The following is a 19,150-nucleotide window of genomic DNA, read 5'->3' on the forward strand; positions in this document are numbered from 1 at the left end:
CGCGGTGGTGTGAAGGAGGAAGAAATGGTGGAGTCGATCGCCCGCGTGCGACACATCCGCGTCACCCCCATGAAGGCTCGCCGCGTCGTCAACCTGATCCGCGGCAAGCAGGCTCAGGAGGCCCTGGCCATCCTGAAGTTCGCGCCCCAGAGCGCGAGCGAGCCGGTGTACAAGCTCGTCGCCTCGGCCATCGCGAACGCTCGCGTCAAGGCTGATGCCACGAACACCTACCTGGACGAGCAGGACCTGTACGTCGCGCGTGCATTCGTCGATGAGGGCACCACTCTCAAGCGTTTCCAGCCGCGTGCGCAGGGCCGTGCCTTCCGCATCAACAAGCGAACGAGCCACATCACCGTCGTGCTCGCCACGCCCGAGGAGGGTACGAAGTAATGGGTCAGAAGGTCAACCCGTACGGCTTCCGTCTGGGCATCACCACCGACCACGTGTCGCGGTGGTTCTCCGACTCGAACAAGCCCGGTCAGCGCTACGCCGACTACCTCGCCGAGGACGTCCGCATCCGTCAGATGCTGACCACCTCGCTCGACCGCGCGGGTGTCTCGCGCATCGAGATCGAGCGCACCCGCGACCGCGTCCGCGTGGACATCCACACGGCCCGCCCGGGTATCGTCATCGGCCGCCGCGGCGCCGAGGCCGAGCGCATCCGCGCCGACCTCGAGAAGCTCACCGGCAAGCAGATCCAGCTCAACATCCTCGAGGTCAAGAACCCCGAGGCCGACGCCCAGCTCGTCGCGCAGGGCATCGCCGAGCAGCTCTCGGCTCGTGTGGCGTTCCGCCGCGCGATGCGCAAGGGACTGCAGGGCGCGCAGCGCGCCGGCGCCAAGGGCGTCCGGATCCAGGTCTCCGGCCGCCTCGGCGGCGCCGAGATGAGCCGCTCGGAGTTCTACCGCGAGGGTCGTGTGCCGCTGCACACGCTGCGCGCGAACATCGACTACGGCTTCTACGAGGCCAAGACCACCTTCGGCCGCATCGGCGTGAAGGTCTGGATCTACAAGGGCGACATCACGAACAAGGAGCTCGCGCGCGAGCAGGCGGCCCAGAAGCCGTCTCGCGGCGACCGCGACCGTCCCCGCCGCGACCGCGCCCCCAAGGCTGCGGAGCCGGCGGCAGCAGGAGTTGAGGCGTAACCATGTTGATTCCCCGTCGAGTCAAGTACCGCAAGCAGCACCACCCCAAGCGCGACGGCGCCGCCACGGGCGGCACCAAGGTCAGCTTCGGTGAGTACGGCATCCAGGCCATCACCCCCGCCTACGTGACCAACCGTCAGATCGAGTCCGCTCGTATCGCCATGACGCGTCACATCAAGCGTGGCGGCAAGGTGTGGATCAACATCTACCCGGACCGTCCGCTCACGAAGAAGCCTGCCGAGACCCGCATGGGTTCCGGTAAGGGTTCGCCCGAGTGGTGGGTCGCCAACGTCAAGCCGGGTCGCGTCCTGTTCGAGGTCTCGGGTGTCTCCGAGGAGCTCGCGCGCGAGGCCATGACCCGTGCCATCCACAAGCTGCCCCTCAAGGCACGCATCATCAAGCGCGAGGAGGGCGACGCGTAATGTCCGTCGGAACCAAGGGGCTCGAGACCGTCGAGCTCGACACCTTCGAAGACGAGCGTCTCGTCGACGAGCTGAAGAAGGCGAAGGAAGAGCTGTTCAACCTGCGCTTCCAGTCGGCCACCGGCCAGCTCGAGAGCCACGGCCGCCTCCGCGCGGTCAAGCGCGACATCGCCCGCATCTACACGGTGATCCGCGAGCGCGAGCTCGGCATCCGGGCCACCCCCGCTCCGGTCGAGGTCCCCGCCAAGGCCGAGAAGAAGACCAAGAAGGCCAAGGCCGCTGACGAGGCCGCCGACGCCGCAGAGACGAAGGAGGCCTGATCATGGCTGAGACCAAGAAGGCCGCCACGGCCGAGGTCGCCGAGACGGCCGAGCAGCGCCCGTACCGCAAGGTGCGCCGCGGCTACGTCGTCAGCGACAAGATGGACAAGACCATCGTCGTCGAGGTCGAGGACCGCGTGAAGCACCCGCTGTACGGCAAGGTCATGCGCCGCACCTCGAAGGTCAAGGCGCACGACGAGCAGAACACCGCCGGCATCGGCGACCTGGTCGTCATCTCCGAGACCCGGCCGCTCAGCGCCACCAAGCGCTGGCGCCTCGTCGAGATCGTCGAGAAGGCCAAGTAAGCCTCCTGGCTTGCTTATAGAAGGAGTTCGAAGTGCTTCAGCAAGAATCACGACTCAAGGTGGCCGATAACACCGGCGCCAAGGAGCTGCTCACGATCCGTGTCCTCGGTGGGTCCAAGCGCCGGTACGCCGGCCTCGGCGACATCATCGTCGCGACCGTCAAGGACGCGATCCCCGGCGGGAACGTGAAGAAGGGCGACGTGGTCAAGGCCGTCATCGTCCGCACCCGCAAGGAGACCCGTCGTCCCGACGGCTCCTACATCAAGTTCGACGAGAACGCCGCGGTGATCCTCAAGAACGACGGCGAGCCGCGCGGCACCCGTATCTTCGGCCCGGTGGGCCGCGAGCTGCGCGACAAGAAGTTCATGAAGATCATCTCGCTGGCTCCGGAGGTGCTCTAACCCATGGCGAACATCAAGAAGGGCGACCTGGTCCAGGTCATCTCCGGCCGTAGCCAGGCCCGCGGCGGAGACCGCGGCAAGCAGGGCAAGGTCATCGAGGTGCTGGTCGACCAGAACCGCGTCGTCGTCGAGGGCGTCAACTACGTCACGAAGCACGTGCGGGTCGGCCAGACCCAGCGCGGCTCGAAGACCGGCGGCATCGAGACCCACGAGGCCCCGATCCACGTCTCGAACGTCGCGATCGTCGACCCCGAGACCAAGAAGCCGACCCGCGTCGGCTTCCGCAACGAAACCGTGACGAAGGACGGGGTCACCAAGACCGTCCGCGTTCGTTACGCCAAGAAGTCAGGTAAGGACCTCTGATGACTGAGACTGCCGTGGCGGCTGGCAAAATCCAGCCCCGCCTGAAGCAGAAGTACCGCGAGGAGATCTCGAAGGGCCTCCAGGAGCAGTTCGGCTACACGAACGTGCACCAGGTCCCGGGTCTCGTCAAGATCGTCGTCAACATGGGTGTCGGCGAGGCCGCGCGCGATGGCAAGGTCATCGACGGCGCGATCGCCGACCTCACGAAGATCACCGGTCAGAAGCCGCAGGTCACGAAGGCCCGCAAGTCCATCGCGCAGTTCAAGCTGCGCGAGGGCCAGCAGATCGGCGCGCACGTCACGCTGCGCGGCGACCGCATGTGGGAGTTCCTCGACCGCCTCCTGTCGCTGGCGCTCCCGCGCATCCGCGACTTCCGCGGCCTGAGCGACCGTCAGTTCGACGGCAACGGCAACTACACCTTCGGTCTCTCGGAGCAGAGCGTGTTCCACGAGATCGACCAGGACAAGATCGACCGCGTTCGCGGCATGGACATCACCGTGGTGACCACCGCCAAGAACGACGACGAGGGTCGCGCGCTGCTCAAGTCGCTCGGCTTCCCGTTCAAGCAGGTCGAGAACGCGTAGTAGACTCTACGAGTTTGTGCATGAGCCGGCACCGCTCCCCGAGCCAGTCGAGGGGAGCGGCGCCGGCACAGGCATTCGACGGTTCGCAACCGCGAACCGCACCACCACAGGTCAGTCCCCGTGTACCGGGTCCTGAAACCTGGTGAACGTTAGGAACACATCGCCATGACGATGACCGACCCGGTCGCTGACATGCTGACCCGTCTGCGGAACGCCAATTCCGCCCACCACGACGCGGTGTCGATGCCCCACTCCAAGCTGAAGGGCCACATCGCCGAGATCCTCAAGAACGAGGGCTACATCGCGGACTTCGAGGTGACCGACGCCCGCGTCGGCAAGACCCTCACGCTGAACCTCAAGTTCGGCCCGAACCGCGAGCGCTCGATCGCCGGCATCAAGCGCGTCTCCAAGCCCGGTCTCCGCGTGTACGCGAAGTCGACCGAGCTCCCCAAGGTCCTCGGTGGCCTGGGCGTCGCGATCCTGTCCACTTCCAGCGGTCTGCTCACCGACCGCCAGGCCGAGAAGAAGGGCGTGGGTGGGGAAGTCCTCGCCTACGTGTGGTAAGTCCATGTCACGAATCGGACGACTCCCCATCGACATCCCCGCCGGTGTCGAGGTGAAGATCGACGGCTCCGCCGTCACCGTCAAGGGCCCGAAGGGCGAGCTCTCGCTCACCGTCGCGAGCCCCATCGAGGCCAAGGTCGATGGCAACCAGATCATCGTCACCCGCCCGGACGACGAGCGCGAGTCGCGTTCGCTCCACGGCCTCACCCGCACGCTCATCGCCAACGACATCGTCGGCGTGACCCAGGGCTACTCGAAGGGGCTCGAGATCGTCGGCACCGGTTACCGCGTGGCGCAGAAGGGCAGCGCGATCGAGTTCGCGCTCGGCTTCTCGCACCCGGTCCTCGTCGAGGCGCCCGCCGGCATCACCTTCGCGGTCGAGGGCAACACCAAGATCACCGTGTCGGGGATCTCGAAGCAGGCCGTCGGCGAGACCGCGGCCAACATCCGCAAGATCAAGAAGCCCGAGCCGTACAAGGGCAAGGGCATCCGCTACGCCGGCGAGGTCGTGCGTCGCAAGGCCGGAAAGGCTGGTAAGTAACCATGGCCGTGAAGAGCAAGTCGGCTGCGCGCTCGCGCCGCCACACCCGCCTTCGCAAGAAGATCGTCGGCACCGAGCAGCGTCCGCGCCTCGTCGTGACCCGCTCGGCCCGCCACGTCTTCGTGCAGGTCGTCGACGACGCCCAGGGCCGCACCGTGGCCTCCGCGTCGACCATGGAGGCCGACCTCCGCGCGTTCGACGGTGACAAGACCGCCAAGGCGAAGAAGGTCGGCGAGCTCGTCGCCGAGCGCGCCAAGCAGGCCGGCATCGCCGAGGTCGTCTTCGACCGCGGCGGCAACAAGTACGCCGGTCGTGTCGCGGCGATCGCCGATGGAGCGCGAGAGGCAGGGCTGAACCTGTGAGTGAGAACACTGTGAAGGAGACCGAGGTGGCCGCTGAGGCACCCGTCGAGACCGCTGCCGGTACCGAGCAGCAGCCCGAGCGCCGCGAGCGCGACGGCCGCCGTGGCGGCCGCGACCGCGGCCAGGGCGGTCGTGACCGCGGTGGCCGCGATGCCGAGAAGAGCCAGTTCCTCGAGCGCGTCGTCACCATCAACCGCGTGTCGAAGGTCGTCAAGGGCGGCCGTCGCTTCAGCTTCACCGCGCTCGTCGTGGTGGGCGATGGCAACGGACTCGTCGGCGTCGGCTACGGCAAGGCGCGCGAGGTCCCGACGGCCATCTCGAAGGGCGTCGAGGAGGCGAAGAAGAACTTCTTCCGCGTCCCGCGCGTCGGCAGCACCATCCCGCACCCCGTGCAGGGTGAGGCGGCCGCCGGTGTCGTCCTCCTGCGTCCGGCTTCGCCCGGTACCGGTGTCATCGCCGGTGGTCCGGTCCGCGCCGTGCTCGAGTGCGCCGGCATCCACGACGTGCTGTCGAAGTCGCTCGGCTCGTCGAACACCATCAACATCGTGCACGCCACCGTCGAGTCGCTGAAGCAGCTCGAGGAGCCGCGCGCCGTCGCCGCCCGTCGTGGTCTCGACTACGACGAGGTCGCGCCCGCCCGTCTGCTGCGTGCCGAGGCCCAGGCGGCCGAGGCCGCCGCAGCAGCGAAGGCAGGTGCCTGATGGCCAAGCAGCTCAAGGTGACCCAGATCAAGTCCAAGGTGAGCGAGAAGCAGTACCAGCGCGACACGCTCCGGAGCCTCGGACTGAAGCGCATCGGCGACTCCGTCGTCCGCGAGGACACGCCGCAGAACCGCGGCTACGTCAAGACGGTCGCCCACCTCGTGAAGGTTGAGGAGATTGACTAATGGCTGACGAGAAGAACGTCGCCGAGGAGACCCCGAAGAAGGCTCCCGCGAAGAAGGCGCCGGCCAAGGCCGCCGCCGACAAGGCTCCGGCCGCCAAGGCTCCGGCCGCCAAGGCTCCGGCCAAGAAGGCCGCTGCGGCCAAGGCCGACACCGCCGAGAAGGCTCCGGCCGAGAAGGCGCCCGCCAAGAAGGCTCCGGCCAAGAAGGCGGCCCCGAAGGCCGACGTCGTCGAGGCTCGCGAGCAGGTCCTGAAGGTGCACCACCTTCGTCCGGCTCCCGGCGCCAAGAAGGACAAGACCCGCGTGGGTCGCGGTGAGGGCTCGAAGGGCAAGACCGCCGGTCGCGGCACCAAGGGCACGAAGGCCCGCAACACGGTGCGCCCCGGCTTCGAGGGCGGCCAGCTTCCGTACCACATGCGTGCGCCGAAGCTCCGCGGCTTCAAGAACCCGTTCCGCGTCGAGTACCAGGCGGTCAACCTGGACAAGCTCGCGGCGCTCTACCCGAAGGGCGGCGACGTCACCGTCGCCGACCTCGTGGCCAAGGGCGTGGTCCGCAAGAACGAGCGCGTCAAGGTGCTCGGCAACGGCGACCTGCAGGTGAAGCTGAACGTCTCCGTCGACAAGGTCTCCGGCTCGGCCGAGCAGAAGATCGTCGCGGCGGGCGGCTCGGTCAAGTAACCGATCCACCATCGAAGTTCGAGCCTGTCGGGACCTCGCGTATGATTCACGGGGGTCCTGACAGGCTCGAATCGCATCCGGGCGCCGCGCCCGGGTGCTGTGTATGACGCTCCACGACGGAGCAACAGGAGGACGAGTGTTCAACGCGATCGGGCGGATCTTCCGCACGCCGGACCTGCGCCGGAAGATCGGCTTCACCCTGGGCATCATCGCCCTGTTCCGTCTGGGCTCGTTCATCCCCGCGCCGTTCGTGGACTTCTCGAACGTGCAGGCCTGTCTCGCGGCGAACCAGGGCGCCTCCGGCCTCTACGAGCTCGTCAACCTCTTCTCCGGCGGCGCGCTGCTGCAGCTGTCGATCTTCGCGCTCGGCATCATGCCGTACATCACCGCGTCGATCATCGTCCAGCTGCTCCGCGTCGTCATCCCGCACTTCGAGACCCTCTACAAGGAGGGCCAGGCGGGCCAGGGCAAGCTGACCCAGTACACCCGGTACCTCACGATCGCCCTCGGCGTGCTGCAGTCGACCACCCTGATCACGGTCGCCCGCTCGGGCGCCCTGTTCAGCGGCTCGGCGGACCCCTCCTGCTCGCAGCTCATCACGAACGACGCCTGGTACGCGATCCTCCTGATGGTCATCACGATGACCGCGGGTACCGGCCTCATCATGTGGATGGGCGAGCTCATCACCGAGCGCGGCATCGGCAACGGCATGTCGCTGCTCATCTTCACCTCGATCGCCTCGACCTTCCCCGGCTCGCTCTGGGCCATCGGCATCTCGCGCGGTTGGGACGTCTTCGCGATCGTCCTCGCGATCGGCCTCGTCGTCGTCGTCGCGGTCGTCTTCGTCGAGCAGTCGCAGCGCCGCGTCCCCGTGCAGTACGCGAAGCGCATGGTCGGCCGGCGAACGTACGGCGGCAACAACACCTACATCCCGATCAAGGTGAACATGGCCGGCGTCGTGCCCGTCATCTTCGCCTCCTCGCTGCTCTACCTTCCCGCGCTCATCGCGCAGTTCAACCAGCCGAAGGCGGGCGAGGAGATCCAGCCCTGGGTCGCGTGGATCACGAACTACCTGACCAAGGGCGACCACCCGCTCTACATGCTGCTGTACTTCCTGCTCATCGTGGGCTTCACGTACTTCTACGTCGCGATCACCTTCAACCCCGACGAGGTCGCCGAGAACATGAAGAAGTACGGCGGCTTCATCCCCGGCATCCGCGCGGGCCGCCCGACGGCCGAGTACCTCGACTACGTGCTCACCCGCATCACGTTCCCGGGCTCGCTCTACCTGGGCCTCATCGCGCTCATCCCGCTCATCGCGTTCGCACTGGTCGGGGCCAATCAGAACTTCCCGTTCGGCGGTGCATCGATCCTGATCATCGTCGGCGTCGGTCTCGAGACCGTCAAGCAGATCGACGCGCAACTCCAGCAGCGACACTACGAAGGACTCCTCCGATGACCAGCGCCGACTCCGCCCGCTCCGCCCGCTTCCTCATCGTCGGCCCGCAGGGCTCCGGCAAGGGGACCCAGGGCGTGCTCGTCGCCGCGGCGTTCGACGTGCCGCAGATCGCGACGGGCGACATCTTCCGGGCGAACGTGAAGGGCGGCACCGAGCTCGGCAAGCAGGTGCAGTCGATCATCGAGGCCGGCGACCTGGTGCCCGACGAGCTCACGAGCGCGCTCGTGGCCGACCGGCTCGCCCAGGCCGACGCGGCCGAGGGCTTCCTCCTCGACGGCTACCCGCGCAACCGCGGCCAGGTGGCCGACCTGGACGCCTTCCTCGAGCCCCGCGGCGAGGCGCTCGACGCCGTCATCGAGCTCGACGTGCCCCGCGACGAGTCCATCGCCCGGCTGCGCCAGCGCGCGGTCGAGCAGGGCCGCACCGACGACACCGAAGAGGTCATCGCCAACCGTCTCGCGATCTACGAGCGCGAGACGGCTCCGATCCTCGACGTGTACCGGGCTCGCGGCATCGTCGTGCGCATCGACGGCGTCGGCTCCCTCGACGAGGTCACGACGCGCATCTTCGAGTCCCTCGCGGCTCGCGGCCTCGCTCCGGTGCATCCGGGCGCCGTCGCCTGACTCCGTGTTCCGCCGCTCGATCCTGAAGTCGCCGGCCGAGCTGCGCGCGATGCGCGCGGCCGGCACGGTGACGGCGGCGGCACTCGCGGAGGCGCGCGGGCTGATCGCCGTCGGGGCGACGCCCCTCGAGCTCGACGCCGCAGCCGAACGGGTCATCCTCGATCACGGCGGCCGCTCGAACTTCCAGCTCGAGCCCGGCTACCGGCACACGCTCTGCGTCTCGGTCGACGACGACGTCGTGCACGGCATCCCGGGCGACCGGCCGTTCCGGCCGGGTGACCTCGTCTCCGTCGACGGCGGCGCCGAGGTCGACGGCTGGAACGGCGACGCCGCCTTCTCGGTCGTGCTCGACGATCCCGACCGCCCGGACGTCGTCGCCGCCCGGCGCGAGCTCGTGCGGGTCGCCGAGCTGGGACTCTGGACGGGTATCGCGACGCTCGCGAGCGCCCGCCACCTGAACGAGGTCGGCGGGGCGATCGAGGACGCGATCCTCGCGGAGGCGGATGCCCCGGGCGGCACGGGCCGGCAATACGGCATCCTGCTCGACTACGTGGGGCACGGCATCGGGCGGCGCATGCACGAGGAGCCCCCGGTGTTCAACTACCGCGTCGACCGCCGCGGGCCCGCGGTGAAGCCGGGCCTCGTCGTCGCCATCGAGCCGATGATCGTGGCGGGCTCGATCGAGACGTTCGTGCGCGACGACGGCTGGACCGTGACGACCGCCGACGGCTCGGACGCCGCGCACGTCGAGCACTCCGTCGCGGTGCACGCCGACGGCATCTGGGTGCTCACGGCCGAGGACGGCGGGGCAGCGGGACTCGCGCCCTTCGGCGTGACCCCGGTCCCCATTCCCTGAGCGCCGGCCTCCCGCGCCGGAGCGCCCGGGCTGCGCCGCGCCGTTCCTCAGCGGGCGACCGCGGGCTAGGGTGAACGAGGAGAGGGCGCCACCGACGGGGGAGGACCGCATGCGCGAGATCCAGGGCATCGGCATCGGGCAGGGCGTGGCGGCGGGGCCCGTCGTGCGGATGGCGGAGCCGCTCCCCGAACCGGTCGACCGCCCGAGCGAGCTCGACGCCGCGCGCGAGGAGGAGCGCGCGAGGGCGTCGCTCGCCGCCGTGGCCGAGGAGCTGCAGCGTCGCGGCGCCCGAGCCGGCGGCGCCGCGAAGGACGTCCTCGAGGCGCAGGCCATGATGGCCGAGGACCCGAGCCTCATCACCGACGTCGTGAAGCGGCTCGCCGAGGGCAAGACCGCCGAGCGCGCCGTATACGAGGCGTTCGCCGCATTCCGAGAGCTCCTCGCCGGCATGGGCGGTTATCTCGGAGAGCGCGCCGCCGACCTCGACGACGTCTCGCAGCGAGTCGTGGCGCACCTCCTGAAGCTGCCGGCGCCGGGCGTGCCCGACCCGGGCCACCCCTTCGTCCTCGTCGCACGCGATCTCGCGCCGGCCGACACCGCGGTGCTCGATCTCCAGCAGGTCCTCGCGCTCGTCACGGTCGACGGCGGGCCCACCTCGCACACCGCCATCCTCGCGCGGGAGCAGTCCATCGTCGCCGTCGTCGGCGCCGCAGAGGCCGCCACCCTCGCCGACGGGGAGCAGGTGCTCGTCGACGCCGAGCACGACGTCGTCGTGGTGGCGCCGAGCGAGGCGCAGCTCGCCGAGGCGCGCGAGCGCAGCGCGGCCCGCAGGCTCGCCGCGGAGGCGCCGATCACGCCCGGTGCGCTCGCCGACGGGATCCCGGTGCCGCTGCTCGCGAACCTCGGCTCGGTCGCCGGCGCGGAGGAGGCGCTCCGGCTGGGCGCGGAGGGCGTGGGCCTGTTCCGCACCGAGTTCCTCTTCCTCGACGCCGAGCGCGCGCCGAGCGTCGTCGAGCAGCAGGAGCAGTACACGAAGCTGCTCACCGCCTTCGCCGGCAAGAAGGTCGTCGTGCGGGTGCTCGACGCCGGAGCGGACAAGCCGCTCGCGTTCCTGAACGACGCCGAGGAGGAGAATCCCGCGCTCGGGCTCCGAGGCATCCGCGCCCTGCGCCGGTCCGAGCCCGTCCTACGGGAGCAGCTCACGGCACTCGCCGCCGCCGACGCCGCCACCGACGCCGAGCTCTGGGTCATGGCGCCGATGATCGCGACGGTCGAGGAGACCCGGTACTTCACCGCCCTGGCCGCGGAGCTCGGCATCCGGACCGCGGGCGTCATGGTCGAGGTGCCCGCCGCGGCGCTGCTGGCCGAGCAGGTGCTGGGCGCCTGCGCCTTCGCCTCGATCGGCACGAACGACCTCACGCAGTACACGATGGCCGCCGACCGCCTGCTGGGCACGGTCGCCCAGTTGCAGAGCCCGTGGCATCCGGCCGTGCTCCGCCTCATCGAGGAGGTCGGCGCCGCCGGGGCGCGCACCGGCACGCCCGTCGGGATCTGCGGCGAGGCCGCCGCCGACCCGCTGCTCGCGGTCGTCCTCGTGGGTCTCGGCGCCACCAGTCTGTCGATGTCGCCGTCGGCGCTCGCCGACGTGCGCGCCTCGCTCGCGCGCTACGGCCTGGAGGATGCCCGGGCCATCGCGAGGGCCGCGCTGGGGGCCGAGGGCGCGGCCGAGGCCAAGACGGCGGCGACGACCGCCGCCGAGGCGGTGCGGGGCGGCTCGGTTGGCGATTCGCCCGCGAGTGGTCTACAGTAGATCCTTGGTGTTCTGCACCTGCGCTGCGGCATGCGCCGACAGGGCGTCAGAGGTGCGGAACCATCGCACGACCGACCACCTTTACCCCAAGCGATAGTGAGGCTATGGCCAAGAAAGACGGTGTCATCGAGATCGAGGGCTCGGTCATCGAGGCGCTCCCGAACGCAATGTTCCGCGTCGAGCTGACCAACGGCCACAAGGTCCTGGCCCACATCTCCGGCAAGATGCGGCAGCACTACATCCGCATCCTCCCGGAGGACCGTGTGATCGTGGAGCTGAGCCCCTACGACCTGACCCGCGGGCGCATCGTCTACCGCTACAAGTAAGGGCTGTCGGAAAGTAACGGCCCGCGGCATCCCGCGGGTACGAGGACAGCGAATCGAAGGAAACATCCCTCATGAAGGTGAACCCCAGCGTCAAGCCGATCTGCGATCACTGCAAGGTGATCCGCCGCCACGGCCGCGTCATGGTCATCTGCAAGTCGAACCCGCGCCACAAGCAGCGCCAGGGCTGACCTGCGGCGGTCCGTGCCGCGCACGGATCCGCGACAACTGAACACGGCAGTGCCAGAACCCGCCGCCCGATGACTCGGGGGCGGGGGACACCTCGGGAGGAGGCCCGGGCACCGGCACTGCTTCACACCTCCACTCACTCACAGGAGAAGCCACCATGGCACGTCTGGCAGGAGTCGACATCCCGCGCGAGAAGCGCGTGGAGATCGCACTGACCTACATCTACGGCGTCGGCCGCACCCGTGCGCTGCAGACGCTCGCGGACACCGGCATCGACGGCAACATCCGCGTCAAGGACCTCAGCGACGAGCAGCTCGTCGCGCTGCGCGACTACATCGAGGGCAACTACAAGGTGGAGGGTGACCTTCGCCGCGAGGTCGCCGCCGACATCCGCCGCAAGGTCGAGATCGGCTCGTACGAGGGCCTCCGCCACCGTCGCGGCCTTCCGGTCCGCGGCCAGCGCACCAAGACCAACGCTCGTACCCGCAAGGGCCCGAAGCGCACCGTCGCCGGCAAGAAGAAGGCCGGCCGCAAGTAACCGCTTGTCGCCAGATCTAGGAGATTTCGAACATGGCAGCACCCAAGGCGGCTACTCGCAAGCCGCGCAAGAAGGAAAAGAAGAACATCGCCGTGGGCCAGGCCCACATCAAGTCGACGTTCAACAACACGATCGTCTCGATCACCGACACCAACGGTGCCGTGATCAGCTGGGCCTCCTCCGGCGGCGTCGGCTTCAAGGGCTCGCGCAAGTCGACCCCGTTCGCCGCGCAGCTGGCCGCCGAGTCGGCCGCCCGCCAGGCGCAGGAGCACGGCATGAAGAAGGTCGACGTCTTCGTCAAGGGCCCGGGCTCGGGTCGTGAGACCGCCATCCGCTCGCTCCAGGCCGCGGGCCTCGAGGTCGGCAGCATCAACGACGTGACGCCCCAGGCGCACAACGGCTGCCGCCCGCCGAAGCGCCGTCGCGTCTGACCCTCCGTCCCCGCCCCCGGGCGGCGCCCTCGCGGCGTCGCCCGGGGTGCGGGCCGTTCTCTCACAACTCAAGATCCTTCAAGAACTGCTCGGTGTCATATAGCGGACACCCTGCCGAAAGGAATCCACAGTGCTGATCGCACAGCGCCCGACGCTCACCGAAGAGAACATCTCGGAGTTCCGTTCGCGGTTCGTGATCGAGCCCCTCGAGCCGGGCTTCGGTTACACCCTGGGCAACTCGCTCCGTCGCACCCTCCTCTCCTCGATCCCGGGGGCGGCCGTCACGAGCATCCGCATCGACGGCGTGCTGCACGAGTTCTCGACCGTGCCCGGCGTCAAGGAGGATGTCACCGAGATCATCCTCAACATCAAGAACCTGGTCGTCTCCAGCGAGCACGACGAGCCCATCACCGCCTACCTGCGCAAGCAGGGCGCCGGTGAGGTCACCGCCGCCGACATCTCGGCCCCGGCCGGTGTCGAGGTGCACAACCCCGAGCTCGTCATCGCGACCCTGAACGACTCGGCGAAGTTCGAGCTCGAGCTCACCATCGAGCGCGGCCGCGGCTACGTGTCGGCCCAGCAGAACCGCAACGAGTACAGCGAGGCGGGCCAGATCCCGATCGACTCGATCTACTCGCCGGTGCTGAAGGTCACCTACCGCGTCGAGGCCACCCGTGCCGGCGAGCGCACCGACTTCGACCGCCTCGTGGTCGACGTCGAGTCGAAGCCCGCCATCTCGCCGCGCGACGCGATCGCCTCGGCGGGTCGCACGCTCGTCGAGCTGTTCGGTCTCGCCCGCGAGCTGAACACCGCGGCCGAGGGCATCGAGATCGGCCCCGCGCCGGTCGACGCCGTGCTCTCGAGCGAGCTCTCGATCCCGATCGAGGACCTCGACCTCTCGGTGCGCAGCTACAACTGCCTGAAGCGCGAGGGCATCAACACGGTGTCCGAGCTCGTCGCCCTGTCGGAGTCGCAGCTCATGAACATCCGCAACTTCGGCCAGAAGTCGGTCGACGAGGTCAAGGACAAGCTCACGGAGATGGGGCTGGCCCTCAAGGACTCGGTTCCCGGCTTCGACGGCGCCCACTTCTACACGGGCTTCGACGACGAGAACTAAGCGGTAGCGCCGCCCTAACCCCCCAAGTACTGGAGACAACGAATCATGCCGAAGCCCACCAAGGGCCCCCGCCTCGGAGGCGGCCCCGCGCACGAGCGGCTGCTGCTCGCGAACCTCGCCGCCGCGCTGTTCACGCACAAGTCGATCACGACGACCGAGACCAAGGCCAAGCGCCTTCGTCCGCTCGCCGAGCGCCTGATCACCTTCGCGAAGCGCGGCGACCTGCACGCCCGCCGTCGCGTGCTCGCCGTCATCGGCGACAAGTCGGTCGTCCACGAGCTGTTCGCGGTCATCGCGCCGCAGGTCGCCGACCGTGAGGGCGGCTACACCCGCATCACGAAGATCGGCAACCGCAAGGGCGACAACGCCCCCATGGCGGTCATCGAGCTCGTGCTCGAGCCGGTCGTGAAGAAGCAGCGCGCGGCGAAGCCCGCCGCCGAGGCCGCCCCGGCCGCCCCGGTCGAGGAGCCGGCCGAGGAGGCCGCCGCCGAGACCGAGGCTCCCGCCGAGGAGACCGCGGAGACCGAGGCTCCGGCCGAGGAGCAGGCGGAGACCGCCGAGGCCGAGGCCAAGTAACCTCAGCACCCCGTTCGACGGGCCCCGATGCATCGCGCATCGGGGCCCGTCGTCGTTTCCGGCGGCGCGCTCGGCCGCTCGCCCGCCGGCGGGGCCGCGGTGCCGGAGCGCCCTAAGCTGGACGGCATGGCGAGCACTCGGGATCCCGGCGTCGACGCCGGCCCGCAGCGGGACCGGGCGGACCTCGTCCGGCTGCGCCTGGGCATCGCCTACGACGGCGGCGGCTTCGCCGGCTGGAGCACGCAGCCCGGCCTGCGCACCGTGCAGGGGGTCGTCGAGCAGGCGCTCGGCACGCTGTTCCGCCGCACCGGCACCGCGCCGCGGCTGACGGTGGCCGGCCGCACCGACGCCGGCGTCCACGCCCTCGGTCAGGTCGCGCACCTCGACGTCGAGCCCGAGGCCCTCGCCGCGGTCACGAAGCCGCGTCGCGGCGACGCCGACTCGGCGGACGCCCCGGATCCGGCCGCCGTGCTGCTGCGCCGGCTCACCGGCATCCTCGGCGCCGCCGAGGCCGACGTCGTGGTGACCTCCGCGGCGATCGCGCCGCCGGGCTTCGACGCCCGTTTCTCCGCGGTGTGGCGCCGCTACGAGTACCGCATCGCCGACGGCGCCGCGCTGAAGGACCCGCTCGCGAGGAACCGCACGGTCTGGCTGCCGCGCACGCTCGACGCGGCCGCGATGGATGCTTCGGCGCGCTCGCTGGTGGGGCTGCACGACTTCGCCGCCTTCTGCAAGCCCCGACCCGAGGCGACGACGATCCGCACGCTGCAGGCCTTCGGCTGGACGCGCGACCCCGACGGCGTCCTCGTGGCGCGGCTGCAGGCCGACGCCTTCTGCCACTCGATGGTGCGCGCGCTCGTCGGCTCGAGCGCGGCCGTGGGGGAGGGGCGGCTCGACCAGGCGGATCCCGCCGCGCTCCTCGCCGCCGCGGAGCGCACGAGCGCCTTCAAGGTGATGCCGGCGAAGGGGCTCGTGCTCACCGAGGTCGGCTACCCGCCCCACGCGGAGCTCGCGGCGCGCGCCGAGCAGACCCGAGCCCGCCGCGAATTGCGGGTCGACGGGGTCGTCGGCTAAACTCTCCCTTTGGTGCCACGGCGCCGACCTTCGGGTCGATCCCGGGTATCCGAAGTTGAGCCCTCCACCGGGGCGTTCCCGCGCATCGCGCTCGAACACCCCACCGGAGCGGGATTCACGAACCTCTCACTCGATACAGAAAGCAGCACTCCCGTGACGCGTACGTACACCCCGAAGCAGAGCGAGATCCAGCGCGACTGGCTCGTCATCGACGCCGCCGACATCGTGCTCGGCCGCCTCGCGAGCCACTCCGCCGCCCTGCTCCGCGGCAAGCACAAGGCGATCTTCGCCAACCACGTCGACACCGGCGACTTCGTCATCATCATCAACGCCGAGAAGGTGGCCCTCACCGGCCAGAAGCTCGAGCAGAAGAAGGCCTACCGCCACTCGGGCTACCCGGGCGGCCTCAAGGCCGTCGGATACGCCGAACTCCTCGAGAAGAACCCCGTCCGCGCCGTCGAGAAGGCGATCCGCGGCATGCTCCCGAAGAACTCGCTCGGTCGGGCCCAGCTCAAGAAGCTGAAGGTCTACGCCGGCCCGGAGCACCCGCACGCGGCTCAGCAGCCGAAGCCGTACACCCTCACCCAGGTCGCGCAGTAAGCGCCCCCTCGACTTCTCGAAAAGGACTCATTACCACCATGGCGAAGATCGCAGACCAGATCGACCAGGCTCCCGAGAGCTACACGACCGAGAGCGCCGCGGCTGAGGCTCCCGCCGCCGCCCGCCCCGTGCTGAACGTCTCCGGTGCGGCCGTCGGCCGTCGCAAGCAGGCCATCGCGCGCGTGCGCGTCGTGCCGGGCGCCGGCGGCATCAAGGTGAACGGCCGCGAGTTCGCGGACTACTTCCCGAACAAGCTCCACCAGCAGCTCATCACCGACCCCTTCACCGTGCTCGAGCTCAACGGCTCGTACGACGTGATCGCCCGCATCACCGGCGGCGGCCCCTCGGGCCAGGCCGGCGCGCTGCGTCTCGCGATCGCCCGTGCGCTCAACGAGATCGACCGCGAGAACAACCGTCCGACCCTGAAGAAGGCCGGCTTCCTCACGCGCGACGCCCGCGTCATCGAGCGCAAGAAGGCCGGTCTCAAGAAGGCGCGCAAGGCTCCGCAGTTCTCGAAGCGTTAATCGCTTCGCCGGACTTTCCGCATGCCTCGGCTATTCGGAACCGACGGGGTCCGGGGCCTGGCCAACCGTGAACTCACGGCTGACCTGGCCCTGGGCCTCGCACAGGCGGCTGCCGCCGTCCTCACTCAGGGGCGCCACGCGGAGGAGAACCGCGCGGCCGGGCGGCGTCCTGTCGCCGTCGTCGCGCGCGACCCTCGCGTCTCGGGTGAATTCCTCACCGCCGCCGTCGCGGCCGGCCTCGCGTCGAGCGGGGTCGACGTCCTCGACGCCGGCGTGATCCCCACCCCGGCGACCGCGTTTCTCATCGACTCGATCGACGCCGACTTCGGCGTGATGATCTCGGCGTCGCACAACCCGGCGCCCGACAACGGCATCAAGTTCTTCTCGTTCGGCGGCACGAAGCTCCCCGACGAGGTCGAGGACCGCATCGAGAGCTATCTCGGCAAGCAGAAGCTCGCCCCCGTCGGCGACGGCGTCGGCCGCATCCGCCGCTTCGCCGACGCCGAGGACCGCTACGTCGTGCACCTGCTCGGCACGCTGCCGCACCGTCTCGACGGGCTGAAGGTCGTCCTCGACTGCGCCCACGGCGCCGCCGCCGGCGTGTCCCCCGAGACGTTCCGCGACGCGGGCGCCGAGGTGATCGTCATCGGCGCCGACCCCGACGGCATCAACATCAACGACGGCGTCGGCTCCACCCACCTCGGGCCGCTGCAGGCCGCCGTCGTCGAACACGGCGCCGATCTCGGCATCGCGCACGACGGCGACGCCGACCGCTGCCTCGCGGTCGACGCCGAGGGCAACGTCATCGACGGCGACCGCATCATGGCGATCCTCGCGGTCTCGATGAAGGAGCGCGGCACGCTCGTCGACGACACCCTCGTCGTCACCGTCATGTCGAACCTGGGCCTGAAGCGCGCGATGGCCGAGTACGGCATCCGCATCGTCGAGACGAAGGTCGGCGACCGCTACGTGCTCGAGGAACTGACGGCCGGCGGCTACGCGCTCGGCGGCGAGCAGTCCGGGCACGTGATCATGAGCGAGTTCGCGACGACGGGCGACGGCGTGCTCACGGGGCTGCACCTCGCGGCCGAAGTCGCGCGCACCGGCAAGTCGCTCGCAGAGCTCGCTTCGGTGATGCGCGTGTACCCCCAGGTGCTCGTCAACGTCCGCGACGTCGACCACCACGCGCTGCACGAGAGCCCCGGCATCGCCGCGGCGGTCGCCGCCGCGGAGGCCGAGCTCGGCGAGTCCGGGCGCGTGCTGCTGCGCCCGAGCGGCACCGAGCCGATGGTGCGCGTCATGGTCGAGGCGGCCGAGCAGGCCGAGGCCGACCGGCACGCGGCCACGCTCGCCGAGGTCGTGAGCGTCGAGCTCGCCCGCTGATCCGCGTCGCGCTGGTGCCGACGAGGCATCCGTCGCCGCCGTCGCGAGTCGCCCGTTCCCCGAGGGAGCGGGCGATTCGCCGTTCCGGAGCGGGAGGCGCGTTCAGAGCTTGCGCAGCAGGACGCTCGACACGGTGTGGTCGGCGCTCTTGCGCAGCACGAGCGAAGCCCGCGAGCGGGTGGGGCGCACGTTCTGCAGGAGGTTCGGCTCGTTGATCGCGTGCCAGATCTCCCGGGCGCGCTGCCTCGCCTCCTCCTCGGAGAGCGCCGCGTAGCGGTGGAAGTAGGAGCGCGGATTCGCGAAGGCGCCGCGCTGCAGCTTCAGGAAGCGCTCCTCGTACCACCGGGCGATGTCGCTCGTGCGCGCGTCGACGTAGATCGTGAAGTCGAAGAGATCGCTCACGGCGAGGCGATGGCCGGGGCCGGGCGGCTGCAGCACGTTCAGCCCCTCGACGATGAGCACGTCCGGGCGGCGCACGGTGATCTGGGCGTCGGGGACGATGTCGTAGGCGAGATGCGAGTAGAAGGGGGCGCGCACCTCGGCCGCGCCGGCCTTCACCTCGCTCACGAAGCGCAGCAGCGCGCGCCGGTCGTACGACTCGGGGAAGCCCTTGCGGGCCATGAGCCCGCGGCGCTCGAGCTCGGCGTTCGGGAAGAGGAAGCCGTCGGTCGTCACGAGCTCGACCCTCGGCGTGTGCTCCCAGCGCGCGAGGAGCTCTCGCAGCAGGCGGGCGATCGTCGACTTGCCGACCGCGACCGAGCCGGCGACGCCGATGACGAACGGGGTCGGCGCGAAGCGCTCCCGCAGGAACTCGCTCGTGACCTTGTGCAAGGCCTTCGTGCCGCCGACGTAGAGGTTCAGCAGTCGCGACAGCGGCAGGTACACCTCGGCGACCTCGCGCGGGTCGAGCGGTTCGCCGAGCCCGCGCAGCTGCACGAGCTCGGTCTCCTGGAGCGGCGAGGGCATCGACGGCGCGAGCGCAGCCCAGTCGGAGCGGTCGAGCTCGATGAACGGCGACAGCTGCGGGGCGTTCGACGCGGCGTGATGCTGGTCCGGCACCCGCACAGTCTAGTGAGG

The 19,150-nt window shown here is 69.7% G+C and carries 29 protein-coding genes; 28 read left to right on the forward strand and 1 reads right to left on the reverse strand.

Going from position 1 to position 19,150, the window contains the following annotated elements:
* The first annotated feature begins 24 nt into the window (after positions 1–24).
* The 28 genes from rplV (at position 25) to glmM (ending at position 18,073) form a co-directional block, all read left to right on the forward strand.
* Positions 25–390: a 50S ribosomal protein L22 gene (gene rplV / locus IEY71_RS02465; protein ID WP_189083715.1), complete on the forward strand. Its 366-nt coding sequence runs from the start codon at positions 25–27 to the stop codon at positions 388–390.
* Positions 390–1,145 carry a 30S ribosomal protein S3 gene (gene rpsC / locus IEY71_RS02470; RefSeq protein ID WP_189083716.1) on the forward strand — a complete coding sequence of 252 codons (756 nt, stop codon included), beginning with the start codon at positions 390–392 and terminating at the stop codon, positions 1,143–1,145. The genes rplV and rpsC overlap by 1 nt, the downstream gene beginning before the upstream one ends.
* Before the next feature lie 2 nt (positions 1,146–1,147).
* Entirely contained in the window at positions 1,148–1,567 is a 420-nt protein-coding gene (rplP, locus tag IEY71_RS02475; protein ID WP_189083717.1) for a 50S ribosomal protein L16, read from the forward strand.
* Positions 1,567–1,887, forward strand: coding sequence for a 50S ribosomal protein L29 (gene rpmC, locus IEY71_RS18285; protein WP_189083718.1), 321 nt, complete (start codon positions 1,567–1,569; stop codon positions 1,885–1,887). Before rplP ends, rpmC begins: the two co-directional genes overlap by 1 nt.
* 2 nt (positions 1,888–1,889) lie before the next feature.
* Complete coding sequence (rpsQ, locus tag IEY71_RS02485; RefSeq protein WP_189083719.1) at positions 1,890–2,192, forward strand: 30S ribosomal protein S17; 303 nt, start codon at positions 1,890–1,892, stop codon at positions 2,190–2,192.
* Between the two features lie 32 nt (positions 2,193–2,224).
* A complete protein-coding gene (gene rplN, locus IEY71_RS02490; protein WP_189083720.1) occupies positions 2,225–2,593 on the forward strand; it encodes a 50S ribosomal protein L14 in 369 nt (122 codons plus the stop codon).
* A 3-nt stretch (positions 2,594–2,596) separates the two neighbouring features.
* On the forward strand, positions 2,597–2,956 hold the full coding sequence (rplX, locus tag IEY71_RS02495; protein WP_189083721.1) for a 50S ribosomal protein L24: 360 nt from the start codon (positions 2,597–2,599) through the stop codon (positions 2,954–2,956).
* Positions 2,956–3,540 (forward strand): 50S ribosomal protein L5, encoded by a 585-nt coding sequence (rplE, locus tag IEY71_RS02500; protein WP_189083722.1) that lies wholly within the window; start codon positions 2,956–2,958, stop codon positions 3,538–3,540. Before rplX ends, rplE begins: the two co-directional genes overlap by 1 nt.
* Positions 3,541–3,705: 165 nt before the next feature.
* Positions 3,706–4,104, forward strand: a complete 399-nt coding sequence (gene rpsH, locus IEY71_RS02505; RefSeq protein ID WP_189083723.1) for a 30S ribosomal protein S8 — start codon at positions 3,706–3,708, stop codon at positions 4,102–4,104.
* 4 nt (positions 4,105–4,108) lie between these two features.
* Positions 4,109–4,645 carry a 50S ribosomal protein L6 gene (gene rplF, locus IEY71_RS02510; RefSeq protein WP_189083724.1) on the forward strand — a complete coding sequence of 179 codons (537 nt, stop codon included), beginning with the start codon at positions 4,109–4,111 and terminating at the stop codon, positions 4,643–4,645.
* Positions 4,646–4,647: 2 nt separating this feature from the next.
* Positions 4,648–5,007, forward strand: coding sequence for a 50S ribosomal protein L18 (gene rplR, locus IEY71_RS02515; RefSeq protein WP_189083725.1), 360 nt, complete (start codon positions 4,648–4,650; stop codon positions 5,005–5,007).
* A gap of 26 nt (positions 5,008–5,033) precedes the next feature.
* Positions 5,034–5,708: a 30S ribosomal protein S5 gene (gene rpsE, locus IEY71_RS02520; RefSeq protein ID WP_189083726.1), complete on the forward strand. Its 675-nt coding sequence runs from the start codon at positions 5,034–5,036 to the stop codon at positions 5,706–5,708.
* The gene (rpmD, locus tag IEY71_RS02525) at positions 5,708–5,893 is read left to right on the forward strand and encodes a 50S ribosomal protein L30 (RefSeq protein WP_067948559.1); all 186 of its coding nucleotides are present in this window, start codon (positions 5,708–5,710) and stop codon (positions 5,891–5,893) included. Before rpsE ends, rpmD begins: the two co-directional genes overlap by 1 nt.
* A complete protein-coding gene (gene rplO / locus IEY71_RS18290; protein ID WP_229781492.1) occupies positions 5,893–6,570 on the forward strand; it encodes a 50S ribosomal protein L15 in 678 nt (225 codons plus the stop codon). The genes rpmD and rplO overlap by 1 nt, the downstream gene beginning before the upstream one ends.
* A gap of 136 nt (positions 6,571–6,706) precedes the next feature.
* The gene (secY, locus tag IEY71_RS02535; protein WP_189083727.1) at positions 6,707–8,029 is read left to right on the forward strand and encodes a preprotein translocase subunit SecY; all 1,323 of its coding nucleotides are present in this window, start codon (positions 6,707–6,709) and stop codon (positions 8,027–8,029) included.
* On the forward strand, positions 8,026–8,652 hold the full coding sequence (locus IEY71_RS02540; RefSeq protein WP_189083728.1) for an adenylate kinase: 627 nt from the start codon (positions 8,026–8,028) through the stop codon (positions 8,650–8,652). The genes secY and IEY71_RS02540 overlap by 4 nt, the downstream gene beginning before the upstream one ends.
* A gap of 4 nt (positions 8,653–8,656) precedes the next feature.
* Positions 8,657–9,508 (forward strand): type I methionyl aminopeptidase, encoded by an 852-nt coding sequence (map, locus tag IEY71_RS02545; protein ID WP_189083729.1) that lies wholly within the window; start codon positions 8,657–8,659, stop codon positions 9,506–9,508.
* 109 nt (positions 9,509–9,617) lie between these two features.
* Positions 9,618–11,318 carry a phosphoenolpyruvate--protein phosphotransferase gene (gene ptsP, locus IEY71_RS02550; RefSeq protein WP_189083730.1) on the forward strand — a complete coding sequence of 567 codons (1,701 nt, stop codon included), beginning with the start codon at positions 9,618–9,620 and terminating at the stop codon, positions 11,316–11,318.
* Positions 11,319–11,422: 104 nt separating this feature from the next.
* The gene (infA, locus tag IEY71_RS02555; RefSeq protein WP_011186713.1) at positions 11,423–11,644 is read left to right on the forward strand and encodes a translation initiation factor IF-1; all 222 of its coding nucleotides are present in this window, start codon (positions 11,423–11,425) and stop codon (positions 11,642–11,644) included.
* A gap of 71 nt (positions 11,645–11,715) precedes the next feature.
* Complete coding sequence (gene rpmJ, locus IEY71_RS02560) at positions 11,716–11,832, forward strand: 50S ribosomal protein L36 (RefSeq protein ID WP_005050492.1); 117 nt, start codon at positions 11,716–11,718, stop codon at positions 11,830–11,832.
* A 155-nt stretch (positions 11,833–11,987) separates the two neighbouring features.
* Entirely contained in the window at positions 11,988–12,368 is a 381-nt protein-coding gene (gene rpsM / locus IEY71_RS02565; protein WP_189083731.1) for a 30S ribosomal protein S13, read from the forward strand.
* 32 nt (positions 12,369–12,400) lie between these two features.
* Complete coding sequence (rpsK, locus tag IEY71_RS02570) at positions 12,401–12,799, forward strand: 30S ribosomal protein S11 (protein WP_022889749.1); 399 nt, start codon at positions 12,401–12,403, stop codon at positions 12,797–12,799.
* 130 nt (positions 12,800–12,929) lie between these two features.
* A complete protein-coding gene (locus IEY71_RS02575; protein WP_189083732.1) occupies positions 12,930–13,916 on the forward strand; it encodes a DNA-directed RNA polymerase subunit alpha in 987 nt (328 codons plus the stop codon).
* Positions 13,917–13,961: 45 nt separating this feature from the next.
* The gene (rplQ, locus tag IEY71_RS02580; protein WP_189083733.1) at positions 13,962–14,492 is read left to right on the forward strand and encodes a 50S ribosomal protein L17; all 531 of its coding nucleotides are present in this window, start codon (positions 13,962–13,964) and stop codon (positions 14,490–14,492) included.
* A gap of 126 nt (positions 14,493–14,618) precedes the next feature.
* Positions 14,619–15,566 (forward strand): tRNA pseudouridine synthase A, encoded by a 948-nt coding sequence (locus IEY71_RS02585; protein WP_189083734.1) that lies wholly within the window; start codon positions 14,619–14,621, stop codon positions 15,564–15,566.
* Positions 15,567–15,719: 153 nt separating this feature from the next.
* Positions 15,720–16,166 (forward strand): 50S ribosomal protein L13, encoded by a 447-nt coding sequence (gene rplM / locus IEY71_RS02590; protein WP_189083735.1) that lies wholly within the window; start codon positions 15,720–15,722, stop codon positions 16,164–16,166.
* A 38-nt stretch (positions 16,167–16,204) separates the two neighbouring features.
* Entirely contained in the window at positions 16,205–16,690 is a 486-nt protein-coding gene (gene rpsI / locus IEY71_RS02595; RefSeq protein ID WP_189083736.1) for a 30S ribosomal protein S9, read from the forward strand.
* 21 nt (positions 16,691–16,711) lie between these two features.
* Positions 16,712–18,073 carry a phosphoglucosamine mutase gene (glmM, locus tag IEY71_RS02600; RefSeq protein WP_189083737.1) on the forward strand — a complete coding sequence of 454 codons (1,362 nt, stop codon included), beginning with the start codon at positions 16,712–16,714 and terminating at the stop codon, positions 18,071–18,073.
* Positions 18,074–18,175: 102 nt separating this feature from the next.
* On the opposite strand, the gene coaA is transcribed toward glmM, so the two are convergent.
* Positions 18,176–19,132: a type I pantothenate kinase gene (coaA, locus tag IEY71_RS02605; protein ID WP_189083738.1), complete on the reverse strand. Its 957-nt coding sequence runs from the start codon at positions 19,130–19,132 to the stop codon at positions 18,176–18,178.
* Positions 19,133–19,150 lie beyond the last annotated feature (18 nt).

This window comes from Agromyces mediolanus (assembly GCF_014648575.1).
In the GTDB taxonomy this organism is placed as follows: Bacteria; Actinomycetota; Actinomycetes; order Actinomycetales; family Microbacteriaceae; genus Agromyces; species Agromyces mediolanus.